The 16,030-nt window shown below is 72.5% G+C and carries 14 protein-coding genes and 2 pseudogenes; 9 read left to right on the top strand and 7 right to left on the bottom strand.

Translation table 11 applies throughout. The features are described from left to right. Nucleotides 1-9: 9 nt before the first annotated feature. The gene (locus ACI79Q_RS06970) at nt 10-1,398 is read left to right on the top strand and encodes an MFS transporter (RefSeq protein ID WP_456614436.1); all 1,389 of its coding nucleotides are present in this window, start codon (nt 10-12) and stop codon (nt 1,396-1,398) included. A 698-nt stretch (nt 1,399-2,096) separates the two neighbouring features. Here ACI79Q_RS06970 and ACI79Q_RS06965 read toward each other — a convergent pair. The 3 genes from ACI79Q_RS06965 to ACI79Q_RS06955 all read right to left on the bottom strand — a co-directional run bounded on the left by ACI79Q_RS06965 (nt 2,097) and on the right by ACI79Q_RS06955 (nt 5,079). Further along, nucleotides 2,097-2,738, bottom strand: coding sequence for a LysE family translocator (locus ACI79Q_RS06965; protein ID WP_456614435.1), 642 nt, complete (start codon nt 2,736-2,738; stop codon nt 2,097-2,099). Between the two features lie 626 nt (nt 2,739-3,364). Further along, nucleotides 3,365-4,468: an SgcJ/EcaC family oxidoreductase gene (locus tag ACI79Q_RS06960; protein ID WP_456614485.1), complete on the bottom strand. Its 1,104-nt coding sequence runs from the start codon at nt 4,466-4,468 to the stop codon at nt 3,365-3,367. Nucleotides 4,469-4,716: 248 nt separating this feature from the next. Then, the gene (locus ACI79Q_RS06955; protein ID WP_456599469.1) at nt 4,717-5,079 is read right to left on the bottom strand and encodes a MerR family transcriptional regulator; all 363 of its coding nucleotides are present in this window, start codon (nt 5,077-5,079) and stop codon (nt 4,717-4,719) included. A 113-nt stretch (nt 5,080-5,192) separates the two neighbouring features. On the opposite strand from ACI79Q_RS06955, the gene ACI79Q_RS06950 reads away from it, so the two are divergent. Continuing rightward, nucleotides 5,193-6,011, top strand: coding sequence for an aminotransferase class IV family protein (locus ACI79Q_RS06950; RefSeq protein WP_456599470.1), 819 nt, complete (start codon nt 5,193-5,195; stop codon nt 6,009-6,011). Between the two features lie 137 nt (nt 6,012-6,148). On the opposite strand, the pseudogene ACI79Q_RS06945 reads toward ACI79Q_RS06950, so the two are convergent. Together ACI79Q_RS06945 and ACI79Q_RS06940 are read right to left on the bottom strand one after the other, a co-directional pair. Further along, nucleotides 6,149-6,571: pseudogene (locus ACI79Q_RS06945) on the bottom strand (MerR family transcriptional regulator); the annotation flags it as partial. A 4-nt stretch (nt 6,572-6,575) separates the two neighbouring features. Continuing rightward, nucleotides 6,576-6,641: pseudogene (locus ACI79Q_RS06940) on the bottom strand (MerR family DNA-binding transcriptional regulator); the annotation flags it as partial. 44 nt (nt 6,642-6,685) lie between these two features. Here ACI79Q_RS06940 and ACI79Q_RS06935 point away from each other — a divergent pair. Together ACI79Q_RS06935 and ACI79Q_RS06930 are read left to right on the top strand one after the other, a co-directional pair. Next, nucleotides 6,686-7,654 (top strand): quinone oxidoreductase family protein, encoded by a 969-nt coding sequence (locus ACI79Q_RS06935; RefSeq protein WP_456614434.1) that lies wholly within the window; start codon nt 6,686-6,688, stop codon nt 7,652-7,654. Nucleotides 7,655-8,226: 572 nt separating this feature from the next. After that, the gene (locus ACI79Q_RS06930) at nt 8,227-8,829 is read left to right on the top strand and encodes an ATP-dependent Clp protease proteolytic subunit (protein ID WP_456599473.1); all 603 of its coding nucleotides are present in this window, start codon (nt 8,227-8,229) and stop codon (nt 8,827-8,829) included. 163 nt (nt 8,830-8,992) lie between these two features. Here ACI79Q_RS06930 and ACI79Q_RS06925 read toward each other — a convergent pair whose 3' ends face one another. After that, entirely contained in the window at nt 8,993-9,865 is an 873-nt protein-coding gene (locus ACI79Q_RS06925; protein WP_456599474.1) for an NADP-dependent oxidoreductase, read from the bottom strand. Between the two features lie 778 nt (nt 9,866-10,643). Here ACI79Q_RS06925 and ACI79Q_RS06920 point away from each other — a divergent pair. The 5 genes from ACI79Q_RS06920 to ACI79Q_RS06900 all read left to right on the top strand — a co-directional run bounded on the left by ACI79Q_RS06920 (nt 10,644) and on the right by ACI79Q_RS06900 (nt 15,023). Then, nucleotides 10,644-10,988 (top strand): hypothetical protein, encoded by a 345-nt coding sequence (locus ACI79Q_RS06920; protein ID WP_456614433.1) that lies wholly within the window; start codon nt 10,644-10,646, stop codon nt 10,986-10,988. Nucleotides 10,989-11,108: 120 nt separating this feature from the next. Next, the gene (locus tag ACI79Q_RS06915) at nt 11,109-11,384 is read left to right on the top strand and encodes a sigma factor (protein ID WP_456614432.1); all 276 of its coding nucleotides are present in this window, start codon (nt 11,109-11,111) and stop codon (nt 11,382-11,384) included. Nucleotides 11,385-11,449: 65 nt separating this feature from the next. Further along, nucleotides 11,450-12,256 carry an SDR family oxidoreductase gene (locus ACI79Q_RS06910; protein WP_456587657.1) on the top strand — a complete coding sequence of 269 codons (807 nt, stop codon included), beginning with the start codon at nt 11,450-11,452 and terminating at the stop codon, nt 12,254-12,256. After that, nucleotides 12,253-14,256 carry a Na+/H+ antiporter NhaA gene (gene nhaA / locus ACI79Q_RS06905; protein WP_456587656.1) on the top strand — a complete coding sequence of 668 codons (2,004 nt, stop codon included), beginning with the start codon at nt 12,253-12,255 and terminating at the stop codon, nt 14,254-14,256. Before ACI79Q_RS06910 ends, nhaA begins: the two co-directional genes overlap by 4 nt. Continuing rightward, nucleotides 14,253-15,023, top strand: coding sequence for an SDR family oxidoreductase (locus ACI79Q_RS06900; RefSeq protein WP_456614431.1), 771 nt, complete (start codon nt 14,253-14,255; stop codon nt 15,021-15,023). The genes nhaA and ACI79Q_RS06900 overlap by 4 nt, the downstream gene beginning before the upstream one ends. 51 nt (nt 15,024-15,074) lie before the next feature. Here the strand turns inward: ACI79Q_RS06900 and ACI79Q_RS06895 are convergent, their stop codons facing one another. After that, entirely contained in the window at nt 15,075-15,938 is an 864-nt protein-coding gene (locus ACI79Q_RS06895; protein ID WP_456612667.1) for a helix-turn-helix transcriptional regulator, read from the bottom strand. Between the last annotated feature and the right edge of the window lie 92 nt (nt 15,939-16,030).

The raw sequence follows: 16,030 nt of genomic DNA, 5'->3' as shown, positions 1-16,030 counted from the left end.
CCCCGGTCCTTGACATTGACATTGATGTCAAAGTCTATCGTCCCGGCTGTGACTCAGCCGAGCCCACGGATGCCCTGGGGAGCGCTGCTGACGCTCTCTGCCACGACTTTCGTCGTCGTCACTGGCGAGATGCTGCCCACCGCCGTTCTGCCGCACATGGCGACCGCGTTGGACGTGCCGGTCTCACAGGTCGGGCTGCTGGTATCCCTCTGGGCGGCGGTCGTCGTCGTCACGACCTTGCCTCTCGCCCGCCTGGCCGTCCGGTTCGACCGCCGGCGGGTGATCGTCGCGGCGCTCGGGGTCGTCAGCCTGGCCCATCTCATGACGGCGCTGAGCACGGCCTTCCACATGGCCGCCGCGGCTCGCGTGGTCGGCGCAGCGGCGACCGGGCTGCTCTGGGCGACGGTCAACGCACAGTCGGCCGACCTTGTGCCGGCGACCCGCCTGGCCCGCGCGACGGCCATCGTCCTCGCCGGCGCGACTGCCGGAACGATCCTCGCGGTCCCGGCGGGCAACGCCGCGGCCGACTGGTGGGGTTGGCGGGCCGCCTTCCTCGCACTCTTCGTGCTGACCCTCCTCGTCATGGCTGCGGTCGCCATGCTGCTACCCGCTGCTCCTCGCTCGACCCGGGACCGGGCGGACCATGCCGGCGCGGGGTCGGGGCGGCCGCTGTGGCCAGTCTTCGCGCTCGGCGGGCTGGGTGGTCTGGTGCTCGCCGCACACTTCGTAGCCTTCACCTTCGTGACGGCCACCCTGGCCGCCCGGGGGAGCGAGGTGTCCACCGCGGCACTCCTGCTGATGTTCGGCCTGGCCGGCGCCGGGGGTGTTGCGCTGGTCGCCCGGATGGGTGAGAGGTTCCCCGACGGAACTCTCGTCGCGGTGGCCGCACTCCTCGCCGCATCGCTGGCGTTCACCGCGAAGCTCGGGAACCATCCGGCCGCCGACGTGGCCATCATGATCGTCTGGGGGACTGCCGTCGGGGCCGTCGGGCCGGCGGTGCAGACCGCGATCATGCGTGCCGCAGACGTCCAGCACCGGGACACTGCCGGCGCTGTCCTTCCCATCACCTTCAATCTCGGGATCGCCGCCGGTGCGGCCCTGGGAAGTGCGCTGGTGGCGGCCTCCTCGGTCGCGACTCTGCCGCTGGCTGCCACTGCGCTGGCTGCCATGGCTGCCGTCGGACTTCTGCTGGCGGGGCGCACCGGCCGGGTCGATCGCCGGCCAGTCGCCCCCGCACCTGCGTCTGCACGTGCTGGAAACCTCCCGCCGGGCGGGGAGATGCTTCGCGTCAGGGGTCGTCGGCGGGGTCCCGTCCCGGGGGAACCGGCGCTCCACCGGGTGGCCTGCTCGGGTGGCGTGGCTTGCCCCGACCGCGGTCCTGGCCAGGGCGCGAGGTAGGTCCGCCTCGACCGTGACGCGCAGGGGGAGCTACGACCGCTCTCTCCCACGACGGCCATGGATAGCTGGATTCATTCGAGAAGCTGCCCATGCCGGCGTGATCGGCGCCGCGCTCGGTGAGCCACCACTCGACGGAGGGGGCGCTCGCGTCGGGCAGGTCCGCACCCGGGTCGGTCGGCCGGTGTGGCCCCGGGACCGTCCCCCGGATCCCGTGTCCGTATGGGTCTCCGTGAGGAGACGACGTCATCGTTTGTCCGCAGTGCGCAGTCGGTACGGCCCCGCGGCCGATGCGCGTTGACGTGGGAGACGGCCGGGCCGCGCCGCCGCCGGGCGTCGGGGAGACGAGAAGGCGCACTCGCGCCTCCACCGTGCGAGGAGCACCGGTCGGGTCCGGAGGTCAGCGGTCAACACGGAGCGCATGGCCGGCGGGGCACCATGGGCATGGGGTCGAAGGCGGAGTGCTGCCGCGCAGCTGATCGTCCCGGTCTGCCCAGGAGCTGCCCCAACTCGATCGGTGCCGGCAGATCCCCTGAAGACGCCACCATCCTTTCCGGCACACATACACCCTGCGCGGGCAACGTCGAGCGCTCAGCGCGCTCCTCCAGGGCGGGCCGGCCGGCACGGCTGTGGCTGCCCGGCTCACCGAGGCCTGCCGCTCGCGGACGCCGCCAGCAACCTCCCTTCCGCAGTCCATGCACTCAGCCCACCGTCGCCGGCCGGCGCTCGGCCATGAGATGAATCGCCAGTGCACCGAGGACGCCGCCCATGAGGTACCGCTGGATGCGTAGCCAGGCGGGGCGGGCGGCCAGGAAGGCAGCCAGCGTTCCGGCGGAGACGACGATGAGCGCGTTGACGGTCAGTGCCACGCCGATCTGCGTGGCGCCCAGAGCGAGGCTCTGCAGAGCGACCGAACCACGTTCGGGCTCGATGAATTGCGGCAGCAGTGACACGTAGAGCACCGCGATCTTGGGGTTGAGGAGATTGGTGACCAGCCCCATCGCGAAGAGGCGTCGTGGTCGGTCGGGTGCCAGCTGCCGCGGCGCGAACGCATTCACCCCGCCCGGGCGGATCGCTTGCCAGGCCAGGTACAGCAGATACGCGGCACCGGCGAACTTGAGAGCGGTGTACGCGGCCGGGACGGCGATGAAGACGGTGGTCAGTCCCGCGGTCGCGGCACCCAGATAGACCAGGAAACCGGCTCCCACACCGAGGAGGGAGACCAGTCCCGCGCGGCGGCCCTGGGTGATCGAACGCGACACCAGGTAGATCATGTTCGGCCCGGGCGTGAGTACCAGGCCCAGTGCGATCAGTGCGATGCCGGCAACCGCCGCGGAATTCATGACGACCTCGTTCTCTTGTCCATCACCGCTCGAACCGGGCGACGCTGCTGGGAGCGACGAAACGCATCGGACGTCGATCCCTGGAAGCGCCTCGTCGAAGCGGCTCAACCAGACCTGACTGCGGCCAGCCGCTCGGTTGAGTCCGACCAGCTGACCGGCAGTTCGTCGGCAGTCCAGAAGGTGACGTGAGACCCGCCATCGCCTTGCGATGACGAAACCATCGACGCTCGGTGGGGCGGGGTCCGGACGAACGCATCCAGCGCAGGGCGGTCCCGCCACGCCGACAGCGTCCGGGACGTTCGCTTGGAGGGGCGGACCTCCAGTGCCATTCCGAGCACGCCGTCCCCAGCCAACGCTCGCCGCCGGAGCCGCAGGGCATCGAGCAGGAAGATAGGGCGTGCCTCACCGTGCTCAGGCGGAACTCCGACGCCGTGACGACGGCTGGACCGTTCGCGGCGTTGGCGGTCGTCCAAGGCACTCGAACCATGTCGCACTCCTCGAGGGGCGGGGCTGTCCACGCCAACGGGATGCGGGAATGGCTGTTCCCTCGAAACGGCGAGGACCCGTGCTTGGCGATCGGCTTGCGATTTGTGGCAGCGCGCACGGCGATGCGCTTTGTCTCGCCCCTACCAACCTGGGCCGGTCACCCACGGCGACGGTCGGACCCCGCCGGCTTCGGGTTCCCACCCCGCCAGCGCCCCGCGCCGCCAGCGAGGAGCTGGGTCGGCATCGATTCGACGGCCGTGCCCGTGTCGTCGTGACCGACGCGGCGGTGAGTCCGGCCCGGTCGGCGGCGCACCGTCGACCCGCTCATTGCGCCGGTGCTGTCGACGGTGCGGCGAAGGCCCGCGGCCGCCACAGGCGCACTGTCGGCTGACGCCCGTGTGGTCGCACCGGATCCGCCGATAGTGCGGGAGCACAGCGCCGGGGCCGGTGCAGCGACGACCGACGGAGGCTGCGGGCGTACCCCGGCCGGAGGGCGGCGGGGTGGCGGCGCAGCCGGAGGACGCCGACGACCAGCGACAGCCGAACGTCGCCACCGGCGCGGGCTCGCCCCGCTCCGCCCGGTCAGCCTCGACCTGGTTGCCGGTCACGAGCGACTTCGGCGACCGTCTTCTTGGTCGCACGGACCGGCTCCACGGCCTGCTCCCGAAACTCCGGGGGAGTACGTGCTCCGGTCGGCCCGTCGGGACCACTGCTCGGGCTGGAAGCCCAGGCTCAGGCTGTCCAGGGACGCGAGTCGTCTCCATGCCGGATCTGGCTCCACCGACCGGCCCGAACACCGCGCTGCACCCCTCGGCCCGACGCAGAGGCGCCCTGCCCGATAAGCCCTGCCCGCTACTCGCCTGGACTGGCGAGGCAAAAGCTGCCTTGACGACCGGCGTGTTTTGGTTGGCCGTGAGAAGCCAGCGCCCACTTTCCTTGGCCATCACGTACATCGGTGTCCCCTCGGTGTCGAGATCGCCGTTGCGGTCGAAGTAGCGCTGGTGAACCTTGACTGCCGCGACGTCCGGTCGGATGAACAAGACATGCTCGACGTCGTATGTCGCTCGGCCGTGCGCGCTCGAGCCCGGCAGCACGGTGGCGGTGAACTGGGCAATCGCGTCCCGACCGAACAGGCGCTTGCCATGCCCGGTGGTCCAGATCGCGTCGGCTCGGAAAAGTGAGACGAACTCGTCGACGAGTTCCTGTTCCTGAAGGCGCTGGACGGTGGCGACCACGTTCCGAATGGCCTCTAGCTCTGACTCTTCGTCGTGCGGGCCGTACTGGACGGTGTTGTCGTTCCCCGGACTACGCGCCGGCGCGAACCCGAGAGCGGCTTCAGCGCGGTTCGTGACCCCCGGTTCGCCGCTCCGGGCCCGAGCCGATCTCCGGGGTCGGCTTCGTGCCCGCCGTGACGCCCAGACCTCCGAAGACCCCTCGTGTCGCCGTCCTGCTCGGTCGCGGGTGGTGGCCGGGGACAGGCTCGCTCAACCGGTCACGGAACGGACTCGGGGGTAGAACCCTGGATGTAGGTGGCGAGGAGGCCCCGACGGCGCCGCAGGTCCTGGACCCGGGCGTCGAGGTCGTCGAGCTCGTGCTGCAGCGCCTCCCGCAGGTCGGCGCACCAGTCGAACGTCGAGCCGTCGCCGCGGGTGCATGGCAGCACCTGGCGGATCACCGCTGTGGAGAGGCCGGCGTCCAGCAGCGCCCTGATCCGGCGCACGGTCGTCACGGCCTGCTCGTCGTACTCGCGGTAGCCGTTCGAGCTCCGCCCGGCTGGCAGGAGCCCTTGCTCCTCGTAGTACCGCAGAAGCCTCGGCGGCACCCCGCTGCGCCGAGCCAGCTCGCCGATGCGCACCCGCTTCTCCCCGGTCGCGGCTTGACTCTCACACGATGTCAACGTCTTCGCTGGGCGTCATGGAAGCTAGCAAATCGCCCGTACCCACTGCGACCGGCGGAGCCGGGGCGTTGGTGCCCGAGCAGGACAGCGCGACCTACGTGTGCCACCTCAACGGGAAGCCGGCGACCGTGGATGAGCTCGCGCCAGTCGCGTTCTCCGGGTATGCGCACTTCACGGCCATGCAGGTGCGCGACGGGCGCATCCGTGCGCTCGACCTGCACCTGGAGCGACTGCGTGCGGCGACCGCCCTGATGTTCGGGCGGGCACTCGACGTGGAGCACGTCCGAGCACTCGTGCGTGCGGCGGTACTCGCCGGCCCGGGGGACGTGTCGCTCACTGCGACGGCCTTCACGAGCGACGGCGAGTTCACGGTCGGGGGCGACGACGGCGGCGTGGACCTGCTCGTGCGCACGGGGCCTCCGGCATTGGGGCCGGTGGGGCCGTTGGCGCTGGATGTCGTCGAGCACGAACGAGTCCTGCCGCACGTCAAGCATGTCGGTGAGGTCGCCAAGACATGGTTCCTGCGACGAGCCGTCGGTCGGGGCTACGACGACGCCGCCTTCGTCGACCGGCAGGGTCGGCTCAGCGAGGCGACCATCTGGAACCTGGCGTTCTGGGACGGGACGACGGTGATCTGGCCGGTTGCCGGCATGCTGCCCGGCACGACCATGCAGGCTCTCCGGCGTCAGCTTGCGCATCGTGGCATCCCGCAGCGCGAGGACCCCATCCGACGGTCCGACGTCGCGACACTGTCGGGAGCAGTCGTCATGAACTCGTGGACACCGGCGGTGCCTGTTCATCGGATCGGTGATGCGTCGGTACCCGATGCGCCCGCGTTCGTCGAACTCCTGCACTCCGTGTTCAGTGAGGAGGCGCCCGTTTCACCGTGACCCTTCGGTGGGCGGCGGTGCCGACCCACGACCGCGCGGTCACCGCGATGCGGGAGGCCATCCGATGACAGCACCGCCACATCCCTCGGCCCGCACGCCGCCGGACCAGACGCCGGAGGTGGCTGGCCGGCTCACCCTCACGGGCGCCCGCGGCTCGACGGTGGACGCGCCGCTTCTCGTCGTCGCCTCGACCGTCGTTGCTTGCTCGGCGGAGCCGATCGCCGCCGAGCTCGCCTGCCCGGCGCGCACACGCAGCTGCTGGTTCTGCGCCTCCGACGTCGGCCACCGTTTCCCGAGGGATTGGGCGCTCCGGCGAGTGTGCCGTTTCGCTCGTCAAGCGCGGTCGATCGGCCTCGCAGAGGGGTGAGCACCTCCTGGCACGGCTCCAAGTCCGGGGCCTCGCTGTTCGCGCACGGCAGCAGGTGGCGGATCCCGTCAGTGGAGAGGCCGGCCGTCAGCAGGCCGCGGATCGGGCGGACTGTCCTTGCCGCGCAGTCGTCGTACCGCGGGTAGCCGTTGGCAGTTCGAACGGGGCGGACCAGCCCCTGCGCTTCGTAGCTTCGTAGCTTCGTAGTAGCGGAGCATCCGAGCCGGCACCCCGGTCGCCGCAGAGAGCTCGCCGATCCCCATCCGCCCTTGACCTTCGCACTGGTGTCAATGCTGACCATGCTCACATGACGCAGACACCAAGGACCATGAAGGCCGCGGCACTCGACCGCTTCGGCGGCGCTGACGCACTACGTATGCAGGAGCTCCCTGTGCCTGCGCTCGGCCCCCTGGACGTCCTCATACGGGTGGAGGCGGCGGGAGTCGGGTCCTGGGACGCCGTTGAGCGGGAAGGCGCCTATGACGGCGCGTTCGGCATGCCGTCGACCTTCCCGTACGTGCTCGGCTGGGACGGTGCCGGGACGGTCGCCGCAGTCGGTGCACTGGTCACCCGCTTCGCCGCGGGCGATTCGGTGTACGCGGCAACGATGCCGCTGCCCCGCGGCGGGTTCTACGCCGAGTACGCCGCCGTGGACCAGGACCACGTTGCACCTGTTCCGAGCGGCTTGACGATCGAGCAGGTAGCGGCGATGCCGTGGGACGCGTTGACCGCTCTCAGCGGGCTCGACGCGCTCAGGCTCGAGCAAGGGCAGTCATTGGTGATCTTCGGCGCCAGCGGCGGGATCGGACACCTGGCCGTACAGCTCGCTGTCTATCAGGGCGTCCGGGTCCTGGCGGTCGCGTCCGGCGACGATGGCGTGGCGCTCGTGTCACGACTCGGCGCCGAGTCGGCTGTGAACGGGCGCCAGGAGGACGTCGGAGAGGCCGCTCGAGAGTTCTCACCGGACGGCCTGGACGCCGCGTTGCTCCTGGCCGGCGGGGAGACCGCGGAAAGGGCCGCGTCGGCAGTCCGGACCGGCGGCGCGGTCGCCTTCCCGAACGGGGTCCTGCCGGAACCGCACGTCCGGCCCGACGTCCGTCTGCTTCGGTACGACGGCGCGCGCGACCAGGACGCGACAGCGCGGCTCAACGCGCTCGTAGAAGCCGGGGCGCTGCAGGTGCACGTCGACCGAGTCTTCGACTTCGAGGAGGTGGTGGTCGCGCATCGCGCCCTGACCAGCCACTACGTCGGAAAGCTCGCCCTGCGGATGTCGTGAATCGGCTCCGGCGGCGCCCGCAGTCCCGTCCCGCTGTCCGGGATCCTCGGTGTGAAACCGGACCGGCGGCACGGGCAGGAGAAGCCGGCCCGTGGACGCGATGACCTCGTCGGCTACTGCGACGTCGAGGATGGCGCGCGGGAGCCGGTACTACTGCGCCAGGGCCGTCGGGCCTGTCGTCCGGTCGGCCTGGACGTGCCGCGAACGGACGGCGGCCGGGGTCACCTCGTCGACGAGCACATCGCCCCATGCCTCGGCGAGGTGGTGACGCCACAGCCCTGCGTAGAGGACCCGCGTGCTCGCGCGGAGGTCGTTGCGGGCGCAGTGGCCCGGCTCAGGAGAACAGGGGGCGTACCACGGTGTCCGGAGAACCGGGGGCACTCCACGGGGCACGTGCCCGGCACGTGTTCGAGCGGTGAGCCGGCCTGTGATGCCCGTGCCCACCCACGACACCTCGGGGACATTGCGCTGTCAGCGCACCGTGTGCGCTGTGAGCTGAAGAGCCTTGGCACCCCCCGACTGATCGACGAGCGTCGAGGGACCTCACACCTGCGACGAAGGAGAAGCAATCCATGATGTTGACGCTGCTCGACGGACGCGCCGACGGGCGTTCCGGCACCGATCAGCCCGTCCGCGACCGCCTGCTCCAGGAGCGGATCATCTTTCTCGGCCAGCCGGTCGACGACGAGGTGGCCAACCGGATCATCTCCGAGCTGCTCCTGCTCGCAGCGGAGGACCCGACTCGGGACATCACGTTCTACGTGAACTCGCCCGGCGGCTCCGTCACCGCCGGGATGGCCATCTACGACACCATGCAGCTCATCCGACCCGACGTGTCCACGTGGGGACTGGGGTTCGCGGCGTCCATGGGTCAGTTCCTGCTGTCGGCCGGAGCATCCGGCAAGCGCTACGCCCTTCCCAACGCCCGCATCCTCATGCACCAGCCGTCGGCCGGAGTCACCGGGGTCCAGTCCGACATCGCCGTCCAGGCACGGGCGTTCAGCGCGATGAAGCGACGCATCGCCGAGCTGACGGCGCTGCACACCGGACAGACGGTGGAACAGATCACGGCCGACGCCGACCGGGATCGGTGGTTCACGGCCGAGGAGGCTCGGGACTACGGCCTCGTGGACCACGTGCTGCAGCCCGCGGACGTCGCGGCGGTGCCGATGTAGGCGCGTGCGCGGCGGTCGCCGCGAGCCGAGTCGTCGGCCCTCGTCCTGGACGGCGGGACCGGCTCGACCGGTGCATCGGGAGGTCATCACCCCTGGCTCAGGGGCCAGCTCGGCAGGGGCGCCCCGACTGATCACGTCATCAGTTCCGTAGGCGCCTAGGTGCCTAGGTGCCGGTGAGGCGGAGCACCCGCTTGCCGCGGGTGTGGCGCGCGGCGACGTCGCGGTAGGCCTCCTGCACGCGCTCCAGCGGGTAGACGCCTGCGATGGGGACGCTGATGCGGCCGTCGGCGACCATCTGCGCCAGCTCTGCCCACACCGCGGGGTCGTCCGCCTCCTCCTGCGCGTCCGAGCGCACGCCGTACCGGCGCACCGCCGCCCCGTCCGCGGTGGTGTTGATCCGCGCCGGGCTGACTCCCAGGCCGATCGCGACATCGACGTTCCCCGCGCCGAAGGTGTCCACCCACGCGTCCACGCCCGAGGGGGCCAGGTCCCGCAGCCGCTCGGCCAGCCCCGCTCCGTATCGGACCGGGACCACGCTCAGGGAGCGCAGGAAGTCGGCGTTGGCGTCGCTCGCGGTGCCAAGGACGCGCGCCCCCCGGAGTAGGGCCAGCTGGATGGCGAATACCCCGACGCCTCCGGCCGCCCCGGAGACCACGACCGTCTCGCCGGCCCGGGGCGAGACCGCCTCTACCGCCGCCCACGCCGTCGCTCCGGCGCCGGCGATGGACGCGGCCGCCTCCCAGTCCAGCTCGGGCGGCTTGGGCGCCAGGGCACCCGTGCCGACCACCACGAACGTCGCCTGCGCGGCCCGTGGGGCGAACCCGAGTACCTCCTGCCCCACGGTGAAGCCCCTCACCCCCGGGCCGAGCTCGGCTACGTGGCCAGCGAAGTCGTTGCCCTGCCCCTCAGGGAAGGTCGCCGGCCAGACCTGCGCGAAAACGCCCTCGCGGATGCCGATCTCCCCGGGGTTGAGCGCGGCGGCCACCACCTGCACCAGGACCTGCCCGGCACCCGGCCGGGGGCGTTCGATCTCCACGACCTCTAGAACCTCGGGTCCGCCGTACTGGCGGAACCTCACCGCCCGCGCCGGTGCCGCCGCGCCGGTCTCAGCGTGTTCGTGCCCTGCCACTGGTGACTCCGTCCCGGCGAGCGGGGGTCGCGCGCCGGCGCCCAGCCTTGCGCCGCCTGCGCTGGCGAGCCAGGCCCTGACGGTCCTAGGTGTCACGACCAGAGACGTTGTCGACAGGCGGCGCGGCGGCTTGGGCACGAGGGAGGCCTCCGGGAGGAGTGGCGGTGCAGGACGTCGCCGTCCCAACCGGAGGTCTCTGCGGCCCACGCTCATGCCGACACGACCCTGTATGCCCGCAAGCTGATCGTCGACCGAGTCCTGGCTGACCGTGTGTCCCGGCCGCACCGGATGCCGCGGAGTACGTCGCCGGAGACGGCCTCGGTGATCGTCGCCGCCCGGACCGAGCACCATGCCGGACCGGTGCGGCTGGCCGCGATCGTGGGCGTCGCCGCCTCCACCGTCCGCGGTGCTGACCCGCACCGGCATGCCTCGGCTGGCCGAGGTCGACCGCTCACCTGCGAGCTGCTGCGCGGCCGGCGGCACAGCGACCTCGCTAGGAACGCGAACAACCCGACGACCTGTTGCACGTCGACGTCATGGAACACGGGCCGATACCGGACGGCGGGGGTTGGCGGGTGCACGACCGAGCGGCCACTGTCGACCACCCGGCACAGGGCGGTGCCCACATGTCGAGGTCCCGCCCGACGAGCGGGTGAACACCTGCGCCGGCTTCCCGAATCGCGCGGTGACCTGGTTCGCCGCCGTTGCGTCACCGTCGTCCGTGCTGATCGACAACGCGATGAGCTACCGCCACGGCGCGCTCGGATCGTCGTCTGCACGGATCTCGGCATCGGCCGCGGGTTCATCCAACCCGGACGGCCGTGGAGCAACGGCAAGGCCGAGTGGTGACCGCACCCTGCCGACCGAACGGGCAGACGCCACCGGCTGGACCAGCAACGACCAGCGCACCGTCACCCTGGACAGCTGGCTGGAGCACTACAACGCTGCCCGCAGCCACTCCGCCCCTCGGAGGCCACCCGCCGGTCAGCCGACTCGCCGCGTGAACAACCTGCCTGGGCACGACACCTAGGACCCAGAGTGCCTGCCTCGCGAGGGGAAAGCGCGCCAGCATGGGTGCGACCAGCGCCCCGCCGCACCGGCGTCCAGCCCCCCCGATCTCGCGACCGTCCGCGCCCCGAGGAGCACCACCGTGTCAGCCACCTGCGCCTCCACCTCACCACCCCACGAGCGCGCGCCCTGGAGCCTGGACGTGCTGCGCGCCCAGCACGGGCCGGCCGTGACCCGCTACGCCCAACGCCGCGTGCCGCCGGTGGAGGTCGAGGCGGTGGTGGTCGAGACGTTCGCCCGCGCCCGGCGGCGGATCGTGGAAGTCCCGGCCTTCCCGCTGCCGTGGCTCCTGGCGATGGCCCGCGGCGTGAGCGCGGACCACCACCGGAGCGCGCGCCGTCGCCGGCTGGGACGGTGACCGCCCCGTTCCTGGGTGCAGCACACCCAGGCACGGCCTGCGGCACCACCCCTAGCGTCCTGGACGTGGCCACGATCGACCAGACCCCCGCCCTCTCCGGGCGCGTTGCCGTGGTGACCGGTGCCAGCAGTGGCATCGGCGCGGCCACGGCGCGAGCGCTCCTGGACGCCGGAGCGCACGTCGCCCTGCTCGGCCGGCGCGCCGCCCGGCTGGCCGCGACCGCCCAGCAGGTCGGTGCACCACAGCGCGTCGTGGCCGTGCCCACCGACGTCGCCGACCCGCTCCAGCTGGCCGACGCCCTCGACGTCGTCCACGGCTGCTTCGGCGGCGTGGATCTGGTGGTGGTGGGCGCCGGCGTCATGACCGGCTCGCCGTTCGAGGACGGCGTCCCGGCCGAGTGGGGCGCGATGATCGACGTCAACCTGCGCGGGCTGCTGCACACCGCCCAGACCTTCAGCCGTGACCTGTTCGCCGCTGCCGCGGCCGGGGGCAGCGCCGATCTCGTCCTCGTCGGCGCCATCGCCGGCGACATCACCTTCCCCGGCTACGCGGTGTTTTCGGCGGTGGAGGCGGCCGTGGCGCAGCTCGCCAGGACGCTGCGCGCGGAGTACGCCCCGCGGGGGGTGCGGGTGCGCACCGTCCAGCCGGGCCTGACCGACAGCGAGCTCGGCAGCGACATCAGCGACGAGGTGACCGCGCGCGCCTGGGAGGAGCTCAAGACACGGGTGCCGCCGATCGACGCCGCCGACGTCGCCAGCGCGGTCGTCTTCGGCGCCGCGATGCCGGCCCACGTCAACGTCGCCGACGTGGTCGTGCTGCCCACGCTGCAGGACCGGTACCTGCCCACCCGCAAGGACGGGGCGCTGGCGTGACGGCCGCGACGCAGACGGCGCTGGCGGCCGGAGTCCGGCGGCTCAGCGGCTCGGACACCGGCGCCGCGGCGATGCTGCTCGCCGCGACGGTGGTGGCGCTGGTGTGGGCGAACCTGCCCGGAGACGGCTACGAGTCGTTCTGGCACACCCCGGTGAGCCTCGCAGTCGGGGGGGACGCCCTGGAGCTCGACCTGAGGCACTGGGTCAACGACGCGCTGATGGCCCTGTTCTTCTTCCTGGTGAGCCTGGAGGTCAAGCGGGAACTCGTCCTGGGCGAGCTGCGCGACCACCAGCGGGTGCGCGTGCCGGCCGTCGCCGCGGTGCTGGGCCTGCTGGTGCCCGCCGTCGTCTTCTGGGCGATCACCACGGCCGCCTCCGAGTCCTCCGCAGTCACCGGGGCGTGGGGCGTGGTCATCTCCACCGACACCGCCTTCGTGCTCGGCCTGATCGCCCTGGCGGGACGGGCCGCGCCGGTCAACCTGAGGGTCTTCGTCCTGACGCTCGCGATCATCGACGACGTCGGGGCGCTGGGGGTCATCGCGGTCGTCTACACCGACCAGATCCGCCTCGCGCCTGCGCTCACGGCCACCGCGGGCCTCGTCGCCATCGCCGCGCTCCGGCGGCTGCGCGTGTGGAGGGGCCCGGTCTACCTGCTCGCGGCCGTGCTCGTCTGGGGCGGCGTGCTGGCCTCGGGGGTGCACGCCACCGTGGCCGGTGTCCTCATCGGCCTCCTCATGCCGGTCCACCCGCCGAGCGTGGCGGAGGTGGAGGAAGCAGAGCGCCGGGCCCGCGCCTACGGCCAGTCGCCCACGCCGGAGCGCGCCCGCACCGCGGTGCTGAGCCTGACCCGCGCCGTGTCGGTGAACGAGCGGCTCCAGCGGCTCATGCGGCCCTGGGTCTCCTTCCTCGTCGTCCCGGTCTTCGCCCTGGCCAATGCGGGGGTGCGGGTCGACGTGCCCGCGCTGACCGACGCGTTCAGTTCCGCCTTGACGTGGGCGGTCGTCGCTGGGCTCGTGCTGGGCAAGACGGTGGGCATCGCCGGGTCCGCCGCCGTGGCGGTGCGGACCGGCCTGGGCCACCTGCCGCCGGGCCTGTTCGGGCGGCACCTGGTCACCGCCGGCCTGCTCTCCGGCGTCGGCTTCACGATCTCCCTGTTCATCGTCGACCTGGCCTTGGCCGACCCCACGCAGCAGTCCCGTGCCCGTATTGGCGTGCTGACCGCCTCGATGCTCGCGGCGGTGCTGGCCCTGGCGGCCTTCGCCGTCGTCAGGGTCGTCGACCGGACGCGCGGGAGGGACGGTCAGCGGCTCGTGCGGGCCGTCACGCCCGGGCGGGACCACGTGCGCGGGTCAGTGGGTGCACCGCTGGAGCTGGTGGTGTACGCCTCCTTCACCTTCACCACGGCGGGGCGTGCGGTGGAGGTCGTCGACGAGCTGCACGAGCAGCTGGGCGAGGACCTCGTCTTCGCCTTCCGCCACCTGCCGACGGCGCAGCCCGGAGCCCACGAGGCGGCCCAGGCCAGTGAGGCCGCTGCGGCCCAGCGCCGGTTCTGGCCGATGCACGACGCGATGGCGGCTCGGCGGGGCCGCGTGGACGTCCGCACGGTGCGCGAGTGCGCGGTGCAGGCCGGGCTCAACCTGGCTCGTCTCGACGACGACCTGCGCCGCGGTCGTTACGAGGACCGGGTGCGGGAAGACGAGCGCGACGCGGAGGCGATGGGCCTGGAGGGCCCGCCGGTCTTCTTCGTCAACGGGCAGCTCTACGGCGGGCCGCTCGAGACCGAGCCGCTGCGAGCGGCGCTGCTGCAGTCGGCTCACCGGACCGGGACGCCGGGACGGGATCCTCGGGACGAGGAGCCGCCGGACGAGGAGCCGCGCGTCCCGGGCGAGCGGGACCGCGAGGGCATCCGGCCGAACAGCGGGCAGGACGGGCAGCAGGGTCGGCGCGGTGAGCCGGAGCTGGTGGAGCCGCTGGATGACCTGAGGGCGGCGGCGCCGTGACCGCGCAGCCCTCGACGTGGCCGCTGCTCGGCCGCCGCGCCGTCGTCACCGGCGCGGCCGCGGGCATCGGACGGGCAATCGGCCGCGGCCTGTTGGACGCCGGCGCCTCGGTGGCCTTCCTGGACCGCCGCGAGGAGGTGCACGCTGCGGCCGACCACCCGGTCGCCCCCGGAGCCCTCACGCTCGGCCTGGTCGCCGACGTGACCGACCAGGCCCAGCTCGAGCGCGCCAGGGAGGAGGTCCACACTCGTAGCGGCCCGGTGGACCTGGTGGTGGCCAACGCCGGCGTCCTGCTCGGTGGCCCCTTCGAGCGATCGAGTGCGCAGGAGTGGGCGGCCGTGGTGGACGTGAACGTCGGCGGCGCACTCAGCACCGCGCGGGCCTTCGTCGAGGACCTGCTGGCCGCCGCCGCGCGGGGGCGCGCCACCGACTTGGTCCTGATGGGGTCGGTCGCCGCCCGCGGGCTGTTCCCCGCGTTCAGCGTGTACTCGGCCGCCGCGGCGGCGACCGCGCAGCTCTCCCGTACCCTGCGCGCCGAGCTCGGCGAGCGCGGGGTCCGGGTGCGGCACGTGGAGCCAGGGGTGACCCTCACCGACCTGGGTGCGGGCATCACGGACCCGGTGGCCCGCCAGCGGCTCGCCTCCCTGCGCGCCGCGGCCCAGCCCCTGACGGCCGAGGACGTGGCGCGGGCGGTGGTCTACAGCACGACCCTCCCGCCGGGCACGAACCTCGCCGAGGTGGTGGTGGTGCCCACCCTGCACGCCTGAGCCGGCCCGTCCGCCACGGGCCGGGTCTGACCGTCCGTCTCGGTGGTGGGCTCAGCCGGGACGGTCGCCGGTGGCGCCGGCGCGCTCGGCGTGCAGGGAGCCCAGCAGCGCCAGCGCGGAAGCCGAGGGGCTGCCGGGAGCGGCCTGGTAGACCACCAGCTGCTGGCCGGGCGCCCCGTTGACCGTGAACGAGGAGTAGTGCAGGTCCAGATCGCCGACCTGGTCGTGGTGCAGGAGCTTGACCGTGCTGGTCTTGCCGCGCACGTCGTGACGCGCCCACAGCTCGCGGAAGCCGGGGCTGCGGGCGCTCAGGTCCTCCACCAGCGCGGCGATCCGGGGATCGCCCGGCCATGTCCCGGCGGCCTGGCGCAGGTGGGCCACGGCCACCTCCTCCCTGCGCGGGTCGCGGTAGAACTCCGTGGCCGCCGGGTCGAGGAAGACCATCTCCAGCAGGTTGTCGCTGCGGGTGAAGGAGCTGAACAGCGCGTCCGCCAGAGCGTTGCGGGCCAAGAGGTCCAGGGCACGGCCGAGCACGAACGCGGGGGTCTCGCTCCAGCGCTCCAGCAGCTGCACCAGCTCGGGGGCCACCAGCTCGGCGGCCACCGGCTCGGCGGCGGCGCTGCCGGAGGGGCGTTGCCGGGACACCGGGCGCGCCAGGCGGTACAGGTGCGCGCGGGCCTCGTGGTCCAGCTGGAGCGCGGTGGCGACCGCGTCGAGCACCTGGTCCGACGGTCGGCCCTCACGGCCCTGCTCGAGCCGGACGTAGTAGTCCACGCTGACGCCCGCGGCGGTGGCGACCTCCTCGCGCCGTAGGCCCGGGACCCGGCGCCGCCCGTAGGAGAACACCCCGATGTCGTCGGGGCGCACGGCGGCGCGTCGCGCCCTCAGGAACTCTCCCAGGAGGCTGCTGCTCACAGCCTGAGAAGGTAGAGCTAGACCTCCGGCGAGCGCCAGGGCTGCACCCCCGACGGTGAAAGGGAGGAACGCCAGGGCCACCCCGGGGCCTT

This window comes from Blastococcus sp. SYSU DS0828 (genome assembly GCF_054050975.1).
This window is presented reverse-complemented; position numbering and strand designations above follow the sequence as displayed.